The organism is Micromonospora sp. NPDC023737 (assembly GCF_040639715.1).
In the GTDB taxonomy this organism is placed as follows: domain Bacteria; phylum Actinomycetota; class Actinomycetes; order Mycobacteriales; family Micromonosporaceae; genus Micromonospora.
On sequence record NZ_JBFAAL010000018.1, the window covers coordinates 1 to 15,956 of the forward strand.

The 15,956-nt window shown below is 67.3% G+C and carries 9 protein-coding genes and 3 rRNA genes; 8 read left to right on the top strand and 4 right to left on the bottom strand.

Features of this window, described 5'->3' with window-relative positions; translation table 11 throughout:
• The 3 genes from AB0F98_RS27105 to rrf form a co-directional block, all read left to right on the top strand.
• Window positions 1–1,343, top strand: a 16S ribosomal RNA gene (locus tag AB0F98_RS27105); the annotation flags it as partial.
• 375 nt (window positions 1,344–1,718) lie between these two features.
• Window positions 1,719–4,832 (top strand): 23S ribosomal RNA (locus AB0F98_RS27110).
• A gap of 89 nt (window positions 4,833–4,921) precedes the next feature.
• Window positions 4,922–5,038, top strand: a 5S ribosomal RNA gene (gene rrf / locus AB0F98_RS27115).
• Window positions 5,039–5,470: 432 nt separating this feature from the next.
• Here the strand turns inward: rrf and AB0F98_RS27120 are convergent.
• Window positions 5,471–6,154 carry a hypothetical protein gene (locus tag AB0F98_RS27120; protein WP_357740794.1) on the bottom strand — a complete coding sequence of 228 codons (684 nt, stop codon included), beginning with the start codon at window positions 6,152–6,154 and terminating at the stop codon, window positions 5,471–5,473.
• A gap of 70 nt (window positions 6,155–6,224) precedes the next feature.
• On the opposite strand from AB0F98_RS27120, the gene AB0F98_RS27125 reads away from it, so the two are divergent.
• From AB0F98_RS27125 to AB0F98_RS27135, 3 genes are read left to right on the top strand one after another with little or no spacing between them, the layout of a single operon-like run.
• Window positions 6,225–8,843 carry a valine--tRNA ligase gene (locus AB0F98_RS27125; RefSeq protein WP_357740797.1) on the top strand — a complete coding sequence of 873 codons (2,619 nt, stop codon included), beginning with the start codon at window positions 6,225–6,227 and terminating at the stop codon, window positions 8,841–8,843.
• Entirely contained in the window at window positions 8,840–10,174 is a 1,335-nt protein-coding gene (locus AB0F98_RS27130) for a folylpolyglutamate synthase/dihydrofolate synthase family protein (protein WP_357740801.1), read from the top strand. The genes AB0F98_RS27125 and AB0F98_RS27130 overlap by 4 nt, the downstream gene beginning before the upstream one ends.
• Window positions 10,171–10,530, top strand: a complete 360-nt coding sequence (locus AB0F98_RS27135; protein WP_357740804.1) for a DUF4233 domain-containing protein — start codon at window positions 10,171–10,173, stop codon at window positions 10,528–10,530. Before AB0F98_RS27130 ends, AB0F98_RS27135 begins: the two co-directional genes overlap by 4 nt.
• Window positions 10,531–10,659: 129 nt before the next feature.
• Here AB0F98_RS27135 and AB0F98_RS27140 read toward each other — a convergent pair whose 3' ends face one another.
• Entirely contained in the window at window positions 10,660–11,976 is a 1,317-nt protein-coding gene (locus AB0F98_RS27140) for a VOC family protein (RefSeq protein ID WP_357740807.1), read from the bottom strand.
• A 143-nt stretch (window positions 11,977–12,119) separates the two neighbouring features.
• Here AB0F98_RS27140 and ndk point away from each other — a divergent pair, with 143 nt between their 5' ends.
• The gene (gene ndk / locus AB0F98_RS27145; RefSeq protein WP_357740810.1) at window positions 12,120–12,545 is read left to right on the top strand and encodes a nucleoside-diphosphate kinase; all 426 of its coding nucleotides are present in this window, start codon (window positions 12,120–12,122) and stop codon (window positions 12,543–12,545) included.
• A gap of 36 nt (window positions 12,546–12,581) precedes the next feature.
• Here ndk and sigJ read toward each other — a convergent pair whose 3' ends face one another.
• Window positions 12,582–13,532 (bottom strand): RNA polymerase sigma factor SigJ, encoded by a 951-nt coding sequence (gene sigJ / locus AB0F98_RS27150; RefSeq protein WP_357740813.1) that lies wholly within the window; start codon window positions 13,530–13,532, stop codon window positions 12,582–12,584.
• Window positions 13,533–13,534: 2 nt separating this feature from the next.
• Window positions 13,535–13,972, bottom strand: coding sequence for a carboxymuconolactone decarboxylase family protein (locus AB0F98_RS27155; RefSeq protein WP_357740816.1), 438 nt, complete (start codon window positions 13,970–13,972; stop codon window positions 13,535–13,537).
• Window positions 13,973–14,161: 189 nt separating this feature from the next.
• On the opposite strand from AB0F98_RS27155, the gene AB0F98_RS27160 reads away from it, so the two are divergent.
• A complete protein-coding gene (locus tag AB0F98_RS27160) occupies window positions 14,162–15,718 on the top strand; it encodes an alkaline phosphatase D family protein (RefSeq protein WP_357740819.1) in 1,557 nt (518 codons plus the stop codon).
• The last annotated feature ends 238 nt before the right edge of the window (window positions 15,719–15,956 follow it).

Here is a 15,956-nt window from a genome sequence, read left to right on the forward strand (position 1 = left end):
GACCTTGCCTTGCATGAGGCTTGGTGGAAAGTTTTTCGGCCTGGGATGGGCTCGCGGCCTATCAGCTTGTTGGTGGGGTGATGGCCTACCAAGGCGACGACGGGTAGCCGGCCTGAGAGGGCGACCGGCCACACTGGGACTGAGACACGGCCCAGACTCCTACGGGAGGCAGCAGTGGGGAATATTGCACAATGGGCGGAAGCCTGATGCAGCGACGCCGCGTGAGGGATGACGGCCTTCGGGTTGTAAACCTCTTTCAGCAGGGACGAAGCGCAAGTGACGGTACCTGCAGAAGAAGCGCCGGCCAACTACGTGCCAGCAGCCGCGGTAAGACGTAGGGCGCGAGCGTTGTCCGGATTTATTGGGCGTAAAGAGCTCGTAGGCGGCTTGTCGCGTCGACTGTGAAAACCCGCGGCTCAACCGCGGGCCTGCAGTCGATACGGGCAGGCTAGAGTTCGGTAGGGGAGACTGGAATTCCTGGTGTAGCGGTGAAATGCGCAGATATCAGGAGGAACACCGGTGGCGAAGGCGGGTCTCTGGGCCGATACTGACGCTGAGGAGCGAAAGCGTGGGGAGCGAACAGGATTAGATACCCTGGTAGTCCACGCTGTAAACGTTGGGCGCTAGGTGTGGGGGACCTCTCCGGTTCTCTGTGCCGCAGCTAACGCATTAAGCGCCCCGCCTGGGGAGTACGGCCGCAAGGCTAAAACTCAAAGGAATTGACGGGGGCCCGCACAAGCGGCGGAGCATGCGGATTAATTCGATGCAACGCGAAGAACCTTACCTGGGTTTGACATGGCCGCAAAACTGTCAGAGATGGCAGGTCCTTCGGGGGCGGTCACAGGTGGTGCATGGCTGTCGTCAGCTCGTGTCGTGAGATGTTGGGTTAAGTCCCGCAACGAGCGCAACCCTCGTTCGATGTTGCCAGCGCGTTATGGCGGGGACTCATCGAAGACTGCCGGGGTCAACTCGGAGGAAGGTGGGGATGACGTCAAGTCATCATGCCCCTTATGTCCAGGGCTTCACGCATGCTACAATGGCCGGTACAATGGGCTGCGATACCGTGAGGTGGAGCGAATCCCAAAAAGCCGGTCTCAGTTCGGATCGGGGTCTGCAACTCGACCCCGTGAAGTCGGAGTCGCTAGTAATCGCAGATCAGCAACGCTGCGGTGAATACGTTCCCGGGCCTTGTACACACCGCCCGTCACGTCACGAAAGTCGGCAACACCCGAAGCCGGTGGCCCAACCCGTAAGGGAGGGAGCCGTCGAAGGTGGGGCTGGCGATTGGGACGAAGTCGTAACAAGGTAGCCGTACCGGAAGGTGCGGCTGGATCACCTCCTTTCTAAGGAGCACCATCCACTGAAAAGTGGCATGGAGCCCGCGACCTGCGAATGTCGGGTCGGGGTGCTCATTGGCGGAGACACTGGTGAGTTTTTCCCTGGCAACGGCCGGGTTCCTTCTAGTACGGCCACCTTTGGTGGTGTGGAACGAAGTCCTGGTGCGGCTGGGGGAGGATGTAAGGCACCCTGTTGGGTCCTGAAAGAACAACCGACGGTTGTTTTTTCAGAGCCGTGAACGAGCTGGTTGAACCAGCTTGTGGCTGCCAGGCATGACCTGGTGTGGCATACCGCCGGCGGTGGTCGGGTTTGGTGTCGCGCTGTGGGGTTGTGGGTTGGTCGTTTGTTGAGAATTGCACAGTGGACGCGAGCATCTTTGTGGTCAAGTTGTCAAGGGCGAACGGTGGATGCCTTGGCACCAGGAGCCGATGAAGGACGTGGGAGGCCGCGATAGGCCTGGGGGAGCTGTCAACCAAGCTGTGATCCCAGGGTGTCCGAATGGGGAAACCTGGCTGGAGTCATGTCCAGTCACCCGCACCTGAACACATAGGGTGTGTGGGGGGAACGCGGGGAAGTGAAACATCTCAGTACCCGTAGGAAGAGAAAACAACATGTGATTCCGTGAGTAGTGGCGAGCGAAAGCGGATTGAGGCTAAACCGGTTGCGTGTGATACCTGTCAGGGGTTGCGTGGTCGGGGTTGTGGGACCCTGCTGAGTGTACTGACATGCGCTCGAGGAGTTACAAAGCCAGTTGCTAGTCGAACAGTCTGGGAAGGCTGACCGTAGACGGTGAGAGTCCGGTAGGCGAAAGTGGCTGGTCTTCTGTGGGTGTTCCCGAGTAGCGGCGGACTCCTGAAATCTGCCGTGAATCTGCCAGGACCACCTGGTAAGCCTAAATACTTCCTGGTGACCGATAGCGGACTAGTACCGTGAGGGAATGGTGAAAAGTACCCCGGGAGGGGAGTGAAATAGTACCTGAAACCGTTCGCCTACAATCCGTCGGAGCCTTTAGGGGTGACGGCGTGCCTTTTGAAGAATGAGCCTGCGAGTTAGTGGCATGTGGCGAGGTTAACCCGTGTGGGGGAGCCGTAGCGAAAGCGAGTCTGAACAGGGCGTTCAGTCGCGTGTCCTAGACCCGAAGCGGAGTGATCTAGCCATGGGCAGGCTGAAGCGCGGGTAAGACCGCGTGGAGGGCCGAACCCACCAACGTTGAAAAGTTGGGGGATGACCTGTGGTTAGGGGTGAAAGGCCAATCAAACTCCGTGATAGCTGGTTCTCCCCGAAATGCATTTAGGTGCAGCGTCGCGTGTTTCTTGCCGGAGGTAGAGCACTGGATGGTCTAGGGGGCCTACAAGCTTACCGAAATCAGCCAAACTCCGAATGCCGGTAAGTGAGAGCGCGGCAGTGAGACTGCGGGGGATAAGCTTCGTAGTCGAGAGGGAAACAGCCCAGATCACCAGCTAAGGCCCCTAAGCGTGTGCTAAGTGGAAAAGGATGTGGGGTCGCATAGACAACCAGGAGGTTGGCTTAGAAGCAGCCACCCTTTAAAGAGTGCGTAATAGCTCACTGGTCAAGTGGTTCCGCGCCGACAATGTAGCGGGGCTCAAGTACACCGCCGAAGCTGTGGCATTCACATAATGACTTCGCCTGGGCCTTTCGGGGTTCGGGTGCAGGTGTGTGGATGGGTAGGGGAGCGTCGTGCCGGGGGTGAAGCAGCCGAGTGATCGAGTTGTGGACGCGGCACGAGTGAGAATGCAGGCATGAGTAGCGAAAGAAGGGTGAGAAACCCTTCCGCCGGATGACCAAGGGTTCCAGGGCCAGGCTAATCCGCCCTGGGTGAGTCGGGACCTAAGGCGAGGCCGAGAGGCGTAGTCGATGGACAACGGGTTGATATTCCCGTACCCGCGTAGGAGCGACCCTGATGAACCTCGCTGTGCTAACCACCCAAACCATCCAAGGTCTTCGGACTGCGGGTGGGGAGCGTGGGAACCTGGCGGGTAGTAGTCAAGCGATGGGGTGACGCAGGAAGGTAGCTGAGCCCGGCCGGTGGTTGTGCCGGGGTAAGCGTGTAGGCCGGTGTGTAGGCAAATCCGCACACCATGAGGCTGAGACGTGATGCCGAGCCGATTCAGGTGAAGTCAGTGATCCTATGCTGCCGAGAAAAGCCTCTAGCGAGTTCCGAGCGGCCCGTACCCCAAACCGACACAGGTGGTCAGGTAGAGAATACCGAGGCGATCGGGCGAACTGTGGTTAAGGAACTCGGCAAATTGCCCCCGTAACTTAGGGAGAAGGGGGGCCGGAGACGTGAAGCCCCGCGCGGGTGGAGCGTTGTATGGCCGCAGAGAGCAGGGGGAAGCGACTGTTTACTAAAAACACAGGTCCATGCGAAGAAGTAATTCGATGTATATGGACTGACGCCTGCCCGGTGCTGGAACGTTAAGGGGACCTGTTAGCTCTTTCGGGGGCGAAGCGGAGAACTTAAGCGCCAGTAAACGGCGGTGGTAACTATAACCATCCTAAGGTAGCGAAATTCCTTGTCGGGTAAGTTCCGACCTGCACGAATGGCGTAACGACTTCCCCACTGTCTCAACCACAGGCCCGGCGAAATTGCATTACGAGTAAAGATGCTCGTTACGCGCGGCAGGACGGAAAGACCCCGGGACCTTTACTATAGCTTGACATTGGTATTTGAATTAGCTTGTGTAGGATAGGTGGGAGCCGGTGAAGCTCATACGCCAGTATGGGTGGAGGCAATCTTGAAATACCACTCTGGTTGATTTGGGTATCTAACTTCGGACCGTTATCCGGTTCAGGGACAGTGTCTGGTGGGTAGTTTAACTGGGGCGGTTGCCTCCTAAAGGGTAACGGAGGCGCCCAAAGGTTCCCTCAGCCTGGTTGGCAATCAGGTGTTGAGTGCAAGTACACAAGGGAGCTTGACTGTGAGACTGACAGGTCGAGCAGGGACGAAAGTCGGGACTAGTGATCCGGCACTTGCGTGTGGAAGCGGTGTCGCTCAACGGATAAAAGGTACCCCGGGGATAACAGGCTGATCTTCCCCAAGAGTCCATATCGACGGGATGGTTTGGCACCTCGATGTCGGCTCGTCGCATCCTGGGGCTGTAGCAGGTCCCAAGGGTTGGGCTGTTCGCCCATTAAAGCGGTACGCGAGCTGGGTTTAGAACGTCGTGAGACAGTTCGGTCCCTATCCGCCGTGCGCGTAGGATACTTGAGAAGGGCTGTCCCTAGTACGAGAGGACCGGGACGGACGAACCTCTGGTGTGCCAGTTGTCCCGCCAGGGGCACGGCTGGTTAGCTACGTTCGGAAGGGATAACCGCTGAAAGCATCTAAGCGGGAAGCTCGCTTCAAGATGAGGTATCCCACCACCCTTTGGGTGGGTAAGGCCCCCAGCTAGACGACTGGGTTGATAGGCCGGAAATGTAAGCCCGGTAACGGGTTCAGTTGACCGGTACTAATAGGCCGAGGACTTGACTACTAAGCTGCTACGCGTCCACTGTGCAACTCTAGACAAACGAACAACACCACCCGGTGCAGGGTTGTGGTTGTTTGATATGTCGATAGAGTTACGGCGGTCATGGCGGAGGGGAAACGCCCGGTAACATTCCGAACCCGGAAGCTAAGCCCTCCAGCGCCGATGGTACTGCACTCGGGAGGGTGTGGGAGAGTAGGACACCGCCGGACATTCTTTCCGTTCAGGGTCACCCCAAGTTTGGGGTGGCCCTGAACGCGTTTCCACGGCAAATCAAAGGCGGCTGACATCGGCTGGCCGAAGATGGTCCGTCAGCGCGAAATGGCCGCCGGCCGGAGGAGCCGCAAGATGGCTCGCCGGCAGGGATGCCGCTCGACCGAACAGGGCAGCGCAGAGACGCACCATGCGACGGAACAGGGCGGTGCGAGAACGGCGCCAGGCCACCTAACAGGGCAGCGCAGAAACGCACCATGCGACCGAACAGGGCGGTGCGAAAACGGCGCGAGGCCGCCGAACAGGGCAGCGTGGAAACGCAGCCGCACACCGAATCGGGCGGAGACAAGGACGCCAGTCGGCGGACACTGGCCGGAATTGATCCGCCCTACCGGACAGTTGGCGGACGACGAAAGCGGACCCGGCGGCGATCAGCCGCGGCTCTGGACGGCGGCCCGGATGTCGCGGAAGAGCTTGCCCGCGTCGTCGACGGTGCGGCCGGGGAACATGCCCAGCACCACGCTGCCGTGGTCGGCCCACCCGCAGACCGCGAAGTCGCCGCCCTCCCCGCTGGTCGTACCGCACTTCATGACGCCACCCAGGTCACCGGCGGGCACGTCGCGCAGCCCGGTCACCTTGCCCGTCTCATCGGCCATCAGGCCGAAGAGGCTGTCGAGGTCACGCTCCGGCTGCCAGAGCAGGGTCGTGCCGCCGAAGATCAGTACCGAGCGCTTCTCGTCGGCCGGGTCGCGGTAGACGGTGCCGAAACTACGGTCGAGCTCAATGTCCGCGGCGAAGCCGCTACGCAGATAGTCGGCCGTGCTGCGGGCCCGATCACTGTCGTCCCGAGTCAGCCCGGCCACCCGGTCCGGCGAGGAGATCCTGGTGTCCTTTTCCTGGGCGATCCGCCAGCCCATCACGCCCAGCGCGCCGGCTCCGGCCAGGCCCACCGCGAGTGCCGCACTCCACGCTATCCGCTGCCGCCGGGACCAACCCGCCCGCCGCTCCGGGCCGCTGGCGGGGTCCCGGTTGCTCAGTTGGATGGGCTCCTCGGTCAGCTCGACGGGCTCCGGGCCGTCGGAAAGCTGGCGATCGGTGAGATGTGCGTCGGACATAGCCGACACCGTACGCGAATGAGAGGTGGCGCACGCCAGGTCCGCCGAAGCCCTCCGTAGACTTTCTCGGGTGACCGAGAGACTGGATGCCCGACGCCCCGACGCCCCGACCCTGCCCGGCCAGTACCAGCCGGGTGAGGTAGAGCAGCGACGGTACGAGCAGTGGGTAGCCGCCGGCCACTTCCGGGCGTCGGCGCAGAGTGACAAGCCCCCGTTCACCATCGTCATCCCGCCGCCGAACGTCACCGGCTCCCTGCACATGGGCCACGCGTTCGAGCACACCCTCATGGACTCGCTGAACCGGCGTAAGCGGATGCAGGGCTTCGAGGCGCTCTGGCTGCCCGGCATGGACCACGCCGGCATCGCCACCCAGAACCTGGTCGAGCGGCAGCTCGCCACCGAGGGGCTGTCCCGGCACGACCTGGGCCGGGAGAAGTTCGTCGAGCGCGTCTGGCAGTGGAAGGCCGAGTCCGGTGGCGCGATCCTCGGCCAGATGCGGCGCCTCGGCGACGCCGTCGACTGGGACCGGGAGCGCTTCACGATGGACGCGGGGCTGTCCCGCGCTGTCCAGACCATGTTCAAGAAGCTCTTCGACGACGGCCTCATCTACCGGGCGAACCGGATCATCAACTGGTGCCCGCGGTGCCTCACCGCGCTCTCCGACATCGAGGTGGAGCACACCGACGACGAGGGCGAGCTGATCTCGATCCGCTACAGCGACGAGGTGGTCGTGGCCACCACGCGGGCCGAGACCATGCTCGGCGATACCGCTGTCGCCGTGCACCCCGACGACGAGCGGTACAAGCACCTGGTCGGCACGGAGGTGGCGGTGCCGCTCACCGACCGGCGGATCCCGATCGTCGCCGACGAGCACGTCGACCCGAGCTTCGGCACCGGCATGGTCAAGGTGACCCCGGCGCACGACCCGAACGACTTCGAGATCGGCCAGCGGCACGATCTGCCGGCACTGACGATCATGGACGAGCGGGGCATCATCACCGCGCACGGCCCGTTCCAGGGGCTGGACCGCTACGAGGCCCGCCCCGCGATCGTGGCCGCGCTGCGCGAGCAGGGCCTCATCGTCAACGAGAAGCGGCCGTACGTGCACGCGGTCGGACACTGCTCGCGGTGCAAGACCACCGTCGAGCCGCGCCTGTCGCTCCAGTGGTTCGTGAACACCGCGCCGCTGGCCAAGGCCGCCGGCGACGCGGTCCGAGACGGCCGGGTGAAGATCGAGCCGGCCGAGCTGGCCAAGCGCTACTTCGCCTGGGTGGACAACATGCACGACTGGTGCATCTCCCGCCAGCTCTGGTGGGGCCACCGCATTCCCGTCTGGTACGGGCCGGACGGTGAGATCGTCTGTGTCGGCCCGGACGAGCAGCCGCCGACCGGCGAGGGCTGGCGGCAGGACGAGGACGTCCTCGACACCTGGTTCTCCAGCGGTCTGTGGCCGTTCTCGACCCTCGGCTGGCCGGAGCAGACCCCGGACCTGGCGAAGTTCTATCCGACCAGCGTCCTGGTCACCGGGTACGACATCCTGTTCTTCTGGGTCGCCCGGATGATGATGTTCGGCCTGTACGCGATGGACGGCGCGCAACCGTTCGACGTGGTCGCCCTGCACGGCATGGTCCGTGACGAGCACGGCAAGAAGATGTCCAAGTCGTTCGGCAACGTGGTCGACCCGTTGGACTGGATCGACAGGTTCGGTGCCGACGCCACCCGGTTCACGCTGGCGCGTGGCGCCAACCCGGGCCAGGACGTGCCGGTCAGCGAGGAGTGGTGCCAGGGCTCCCGCAACTTCTGCAACAAGCTCTGGAACGCCACCCGGTTCGCGTTGATGAACGGTGCTCACACCGACGGGCCGCTGCCGGCCGCCGAGCAGCTCTCCACCGTCGACCGGTGGATCCTGTCCCGGCTCGCGCACGTCACCGCCGAGGTCGACGAGCAGTTCGAGGCGTACGAGTTCGCGAAGGTCTGCGACCTGCTCTACCACTTCGCCTGGGACGACGTCTGCGACTGGTACGTCGAGCTGAGCAAGCCGGTGCTCGGCGAGGGCGGACCGGCCGCCGAGGTCACCCGCCGGGTGCTGGGGCACGTGCTGGACCAGTTGCTGCGGCTGCTGCACCCGGTGATCCCGTTCGTCACCGACGAACTGTGGACCGCCCTGACCGGCGCGGAGAGCGTGATGGTCGCCGCCTGGCCGGTGGCCGACCGTACGCTCGTCGACGACGCCGCCGAGGCGGAGGTCGGCACCCTGCAGCGGGTGGTGACCGAGATCCGCCGGTTCCGCTCCGATCAGGGGCTGCGGCCGACCCAGCGGGTCGCTGCCCGGCTCGATGGTCTCGTCCCGGCGGGCATCGCCGCGCACGAGCCGCTGATCCGGTCCCTGGCCCGGCTGGACGCGGCCGACGCCGGCTTCCAGGCGAGCGCGACGCTGACCATGCCGGGCGAGGTGAGCGTGGCCCTGGACACCCGGGGTTCGATCGACGTGGCCGCCGAGCGGGCCCGGCTCACCAAGGACCGGGCGGCCGCCGAGAAGGAGGCCGCGCAGGCGCGGGCGAAGCTCGACAATCCTGCTTTCGTCGGGAAGGCGCCGGAGCACGTGGTTGCCAAGATCCGTGAGCGACTCGCGGTGGCCGAGGCGGACCTGGTCCGTGTCGACGCCGCGTTGGAGGCGCTGCCGTCGTGACCGATCACCAAGCCTTCGCCGAGGTGGAGGCCGAACTGGCCGAGCGGGGCTTCACCCGGATGGTCTTCGAGCTGGACCGGATCGAGTCCCTGCTCGACCTGCTCGGCAGCCCACAGCGGGCGTACCCGTCGATCCACCTGACCGGGACCAACGGCAAGACGTCGACGGCCCGGATGATCGACTCCCTGCTGCGGGCGTTCGGTCTGCACACCGGCCGCTACACCAGCCCGCACCTGGAAACCGTCCGGGAGCGGATCAGCTTGGACGGGGAGCCGGTCAGCGAGGAGCGGTTCGTCGCCACCTACCGGGAGGTGGCCCCGCTCGCCCAGCTGGTCGACGAGCGTTCGGCGGAACCGCTCACCTACTTCGACATGACCACGGCCCTGGCGTTCGCGACCTTCGCCGACGCGCCGGTCGACATCGCGGTGGTCGAGGTGGGGCTCGGCGGTGCCGAGGACTCGACGAACGTGCTCCAGGCCGGCGTCGCGGTCATCACTCCGATCGGTCTGGACCACACCGAGTTCCTCGGCGACACGCTCGAGGACATCGCCCTGCACAAGGCCGGCATCATCTACCCCGGTGCCACGGTGATCTCCGCGGCGCAGGAGGAGGAGGCGGCCCGGCCGATCCTGGAGCGCTGCGCCGAAGTGGGGGCCACCATCGCCCGGGAGGGCTCGGAGTTCGGCGTGCTGCGCCGGTCGGTCGCCGTCGGTGGGCAGGTGCTGACCCTCCAGGGTCTCGGTGGCGTCTACGAGGAGGTGTTCGTCCCGCTGCACGGCGCGCACCAGGCGCAGAACGCGGCGGTGGCGCTCGCCGCGGTCGAGGCGTTCCTCGGCGCCGGTGCCCGCCGGCAGCTCGACATCGAGGCGGTACGTGAGGGGTTCGCGGCGGCCAGCTCGCCGGGACGACTGGAGCGCGTCCGCAGCGCGCCGACGATCCTGCTCGACGGCGCGCACAACCCGCACGGGATGGCCGCCACCGTCACCGCGCTGCAGGAGGAGTTCGCTTTCAGCAAGCTGGTGGCGGTCGTCGGCGTGCTCGGCGACAAGGACGCCCCCGCCCTGCTCGAGCTGTTGGAGCCGGTGGTCGACCAGGTGGTGGTGACCACCAACAGCTCGCCGCGGGCGATGCCCGCGCAGGAACTGGCGGCGCTGGCCGCCGAGGTGTTCGGCCCCGACCGGGTCGAGGTGGCGGAGGAGATGCCGGACGCCATCGAGACGGCGGTGGCGCTGGCCGAGGAGGACGTACCGGGCGAGCTGAGTGGGGTGGGTGTGTTGATCACAGGTTCGGTGGTGACCGTGGCCGACGCCCGCCGGCTGCTGAAGCGATGACCGGGCCGGAACAGCCGCGCCGGTCCGGGCTGCGTAACCCGGAGCGATCGGTACGCAGCCTCGGCGCCGCCACCCTGAGCATCGAGGCGCTGGTGCTGCTGCTCGCCATCCAGCCCATCCGGGTGGTCGGCGCGGACCTCAGCGGTGCCGCGATCGGCACCGTGGTGGCGCTGGCGGTGCTGGGAGTGGTGCTCGCGGGCATGATGCGTCGCCCGTGGGCGTGGCACGCCGGCACCGTCCTGCAGGGGCTGTTGCTGCTCTCCGGCCTGCTGCACTGGTCGCTGCTGGTGCTCGGCATCATCTTCGCCCTCGTCTGGGGCTACGCCCTGCACGTACGCCGAGTGATCCTCGGCTGACGCCTCCTCCTCCCGCGCCGCACGCCCACCGATGACGGCGCAACACTTTCACGGAAAGAGTGGCCATCCCGCGCGGGATGGCCACTCTTTTCCCTGAACGAGGCGTCTCAGCGGCGTCGGGGGTGGGGGTCAGGCATCGGCGCGTTCGCGCCACTGGGTCAGAGCGATGCCGTGGCCGTCGGGGTCACGGAAGGCCGCCGCCCACACCTCGAACTTGGCACCCCGGTTGACCACGCGGGGTGCGTACGTGAAGCGCACGCCGGAGTCGCGCAGCCGCCCGTACGCCGCCTGGATGTCGTCCACCTCGAGGTTGACGTGCACCAGCCGGCGGCTCACCGGCGCGGCCTCGCTCACCTGGCGGAGCACGAGCCGGGTCGGGCCCGAGGCGAGCAGCGCGTTGCCGTCGCCCCGGTCGATCTCGGTGAAGCCGAGCACGTCCCGGTAGAAGTCGAGCGACCGGGACAGCTCGGTGACCAGCACGGTCAGACCGATCCCGCTGATCGGTGCGGCGGGATCGGCCGGATCGTCCGTCGGGTCGCCGCCGAAGATCGCCTCGTCGAGCTCGGCCGGCGTGACCTGCTCGTCGCGCGGCTCGCGGAGCGGGGTGGGCTCGTCCAGCGGCAGATCGAGGGGGTCGAGCGGGTCCTCCCGGGTGGTGGTGGGAGCCGTGGTCGGCGGTGCGACCGTGTCGAAGTCCTCCTCCGCCGGCGGGCGCGGAGCCGGGGTGGCCCGGCGCGGCAGTGGGCTGCTCGCCGCCGGCTCGATCCACGTCCCCTCCAGCACGACCGGGCTGCCCGGGCGCTGGTGAACCACGACCGGCTCGCGCTCGGCGGGCGGGCCGCCCGGGTCGCCGCGCAGCGGATCGCCGCCGAGCGGATCACCACCGAACGGGTCGCGGAAGTCGTCGTCGGCCGAGCGTCCCGCCCAGGGCGGGGCATCCTGCGCGATCAGCACCTCGTCCACCGGCTCGGTGCCGGCGTACTCGGGTGGAAGGTCGGCGGCGGCCGCGGCTGTCTCGGCGTGCGTGGGCACCTCGTCCCAGAGCACCCGGACGTGCCGCTGGTCGTCGAGCGCCACCCGGATGGGCAGGGTCTGCCCGAGTGACGGCCACTTGGACACCGGCACCCGCGGCTCGATGATCTTCTTGCTGCGAGGCGGCAGCCCTGGCGCGTCGATGACCAGTTGCAGCTCGCACCGGCCGAACGCGTACTGGGTGGGTGGCTCGGAGGCGCTGTGCACGTGCCCCTCGCCGATCACCCACGTGCGCCCCCCGGCCCGTACCGTGGCCAGCGCGATCGCCAGCACCAGCAGGGCAGTGCCGAGCGCTACGATGGCCCAGCTCATCATGCCGAGGCCGAACAGCATCACGAAGGTGGCCACGGTGCCGAGCACCGCGGCGATCAGCTTGCGTACCGGTGCGATGGGCCGGCTCCCGCCATTCGCCACAGTGGACCTCCCGGGGGTCAAGGGCCAGGCTAGGCCGCGGCGGCCACCGGGGGAAAGGTCAGCCGCCGCGCCGGTGCCGGGACCGGGTCGCTAGGCTGACCGTACCCAGCCAGACCCGCATCCGCGCACAGGAGGAACTCAGCGTGTCCAGCAGCATCCCCGAGGAGCGCACGCTCGTACTGATCAAGCCTGACGCGGTCCGCCGCGGCCTCGTCGGCGAGATCATCTCGCGGTTCGAGCGTAAGGGGCTGCGGATCGACGCGATGGACGTCCGGACCATGGACGCCGCGCTGGCCGACGCGCACTACGCCGAGCACGTGGACAAGCCGTTCTACCCGCCGCTGCACGCCTTCATGACCGGCGGACCACTCGTCGCTCTGGTGCTCTCCGGCGACCAGGTCATCGACGTGGTCCGCAACCTGGTCGGCGCCACCGACGGGCGGCGGGCGGTGGCCGGCACCATCCGTGGCGACTTCTCCCTGTCCAACCGGGAGAACCTGGTGCATGCGTCCGACTCCGTCGACAGTTCCAAGCGCGAGATCGCGCTCTGGTTCCCCGAGCTGGCCTGACGCCGTCGCTCCTGCTCACCGCCGGTGCCGCCGGGCTCAGCCCGGCGGCACCGGTAGTTTCTCCGGGTTTCCCACGAGGTACAGGCCGGTGATCCGGCCCGCGGCGGCGGCCAGGGTCAGCGCGTAGAAGGTGCCGGCGGGCTTCCCGATCAGGGCGCCCGGTTGGCCGTTGAGCTCCATCCGGCGCACCGTCACCGGACGCCGCGGGCCGTAGACACCGGCGACGAAGCGGGCCACCCGGTCCGCTCCGACGATCGGATTGCGGGCCGCGCGCACCCGCCCGCCGCCATCGGTCCACGCGATCGCGTCCTCGGCCACCAACCCGGTCAGCGCCGCGAGGTCGCCGTCGCGAGCGGCGGCGAGGAAGGCGTCCAGCAGCCGTTCCTGCTCGGCCGGGCCCGCGGTGAACCGGCGTCGGTCCTGGCGTATCCGGGCTTCGGCGCGGTGCTGCAACTGCCGGCAGTCCGCCGGCGACCGGTCCAGGATCTCGGCGATCTCCGCGTACGGCAGTTCGAAGGCGGCGTGCAACACGTAGACCGCCCGTTCCGGCGGGGTGAGTCGCTCGAGAACGTGCAACAGCGCGATGGCGAGCGAGTCGCGCCGTTCGGCCCGATCGAGCGGGCTGAACGGGTGCGGGTCGGTCGGTACCGGTTCGGGTAGCCACGGTCCCACGTACGTCTCCCGGGCAGCCTGCCGGGCCCGCAGCCGGTCCATCGCGAGCCGGGTGACCACCCGGGAGAGGTAGCGTCGCGGCTCGGCCACCGCGGCACGATTCGCGCCGAACCAACGCAGGTACGCGTCCTGCAGCACGTCCTCGGCGTCGTGGCGGCTGCCGAGCAGGCGGTACGCCAGGCCGAGCAGCACCGGCCGGTGCGCATCGAGCGCGCCGGCCGCTGCCACCGCGTCGGCGGTGACGACACGTGCGACGCTCGCCGACTCCGCGTCGGCGTCGTCCACGTCTGCGCCCGCTTCCGCCGGACCGGGCATGTTCACTCCTGCGTCGGAGGCTGCTTCCGGGTCGTCACGGCGAGCCTGTTCCACACGTTGATTGTCGCGATCGCCATGAGCAGGTCGGCAAGCTCCTTCTCCGACCAGACTGCCGCGGCCGGGTTCCAGACCTCGTCCGGCACACCGTGCTCACCGAGCCGGGTGACCGCGTCGGTCAGTGCCAGCGCGGTCCGCTCCCGTTCCGTGAAGAACGGCGCCTCTCGCCAGGCCGCGACGGCGAAGAGCCGCCGGGTCGACTCGCCGCCGTGCAGCGCTTCGGTGCTGTGCATGTCGACGCAGAACGCGCAGCCGTTCAGCATCGACGCCCGGAGCTTGACCAGTTCCAGGACCGTCGGTTCGACGTTCGCCCGGACGTACTTCTCCAGGCCCATTACGGCCTGGTACGCCTCCGGCGCCACCTCGGACGTGTTCAAGCGCATGACGACCTCCCTGATCGGCGTGTGACACCAGTACGACGGGAGCGCTGACGAGTGTTGTGACAGCCCAGGCTGTGACGTCGGTCATTCCGGCCGGTCAGCCTCCGTTCCGGTCACGGTCACTCACACCCCGGGAATCGGACACGTCGGACCGGTACACCCACGGGATCAGTCCCCGATCCGGGAGGAACGATGACCGAACTTGATCGACGTACGGTGTTGCGTGCGGGCCTGGTGGCCGGTGCCGGTGTGGTCGGCGGTGGGCTGCTCGGGGCGGCCGGCGCGGCGGCCGCACCCGCGTGGCGGCCGGCCGGGCGGCCCGTGCTCACCCACGGCGTGCAGAGCGGTGACGCGACGGTCGACTCCGCGCTGGTGTGGACCCGCGCCGACCGGCCGGGCCGGATGCTGGTGGAGGTGAGCCGCCGGCCCGACTTCCGTGGCGCCCGCCGGCTGACCGGTCCCGTGCTCGACCCGTCCGGCGACCTCACCGGCAAGGTGCGGTTGCGTGGGCTGCCCTCCGGCGAGCGGCTGCACTACCGGGTGCGGGTGGAGAGTCTCGACCGGCACGGATTGGTCAGCGAGCCGTTGACCGGCACCCTGACCACCGCCGCGCGCCCGAACGACCGCCGGGACGTCCGCTTCGTCTGGACCGGTGACATCGTCGGGCAGGGCTGGGGCATCGCTCCGGACTTCGGCGGCATGTCGATCTTCCGGGCCATGCGGGCCACCCGTCCCGACTTCTACCTGTGCAGCGGGGACACCGTCTACGCCGACGGCCCGTTGACCGAGACCGTGACCCTGCCGGACGGGCGGGTCTGGCGCAATCTGGTCACCCCGGAGAAGAGCAAGGTCGCCGAGACGCTGACCGAGTACCGGGGCCAGTACGCGTACAACCTGCTCGACGAGCACCTGCGCCGGTTCGTCGCCGAGGTGCCGCAGATCAACCAGTGGGACGACCACGAGGTGACCAACAACTGGTACCCGGGGGAGGTGCTGAACGACGACCGGTACACCGAGCGCCGGGTCGACGTGCTCGCTGCCCGGGCCCGTCAGGCGTTCCACGAGTGGGTGCCCACGCCGCTGGACGGCCGCCTCTACCGACGGTTGTCGTACGGGTCGAGGCTGGACGTGTTCGTGTTGGACATGCGCACGTGGAAGGACCCGAACGACGGCAACACGTACGCCGACCCGAACCGGGGTCTGCTCGGCCGGGAGCAGCGCGAATGGCTGATCCGGGAGCTGAAGCGGTCCCGGGCGACGTGGAAGGTGATCGCCGCCGACCTGCCGATCGGCGTGGTCGTACCGGACGGCCCCGGCACTCAGGAGGGCGTGGCCCAGGGTGACCCGGGCGCGCCGGCCGGTCGGGAACTCGAGTTCGCCGAGGTGCTGCGGAAGGCGCACCGGGCCGGAGTGACCGGCATCGTCTTCCTCACCGCCGACGTCCACTACAGCGCCGCGCACCACTACGACCCGGCGCGGGCGGCGATCGGCGACTTCACCCCGTTCTGGGAGTTCGTCTCCGGCCCGGCGCACGCCGGCGCGTTCGGTCCGAACGCACTGGACGGCACGTTCGGCCCGGAGGCCGTGTTCGTGCACGCCCCGCCGCGGTCGAACACCTCACCCGCGGAGGGATTCCAGCACTTCGGCGAGGTCAGCGTCGACGGCGACACGGGTGCCTTCACCGTCCACCTGCGGGACCGCGACGGCGTCTCGCTCTGGAGCAGGACGCTGGCGGCCCCGACCCGCTGACCGGAGCGGTCTGCGGCTGCGGTGGCCCGGGACGCCGGGCCACCGCCTGGGAACTTCGGAGGTCCCTGGGTGGTCCCGGTCCCGGGGCGGGACCGGGACCGCCGGCACCTTCGGGTGACGGTCCCGCCATCCACCGCCTACGTTGCCCGTCCGCGGGGTACAGAGGTACGCGCACCTGCGATTCCAGCCGTACCGGAGCGCAGCCCAGGGCGGCCACCACCCGTTCGAGGATCTGGGG

Coding starts and splice junctions, on each gene's coding strand:
- sigJ (WP_357740813.1), bottom strand. CDS start 13,532: ATGCCCGGTCCGGCGGAAGCGGGCGCAGACGTGGACGACGCCGACGCG.
- AB0F98_RS27160 (WP_357740819.1), top strand. CDS start 14,162: ATGACCGAACTTGATCGACGTACGGTGTTGCGTGCGGGCCTGGTGGCC.
- AB0F98_RS27155 (WP_357740816.1), bottom strand. CDS start 13,972: ATGCGCTTGAACACGTCCGAGGTGGCGCCGGAGGCGTACCAGGCCGTA.
- AB0F98_RS27135 (WP_357740804.1), top strand. CDS start 10,171: ATGACCGGGCCGGAACAGCCGCGCCGGTCCGGGCTGCGTAACCCGGAG.
- AB0F98_RS27120 (WP_357740794.1), bottom strand. CDS start 6,154: ATGTCCGACGCACATCTCACCGATCGCCAGCTTTCCGACGGCCCGGAG.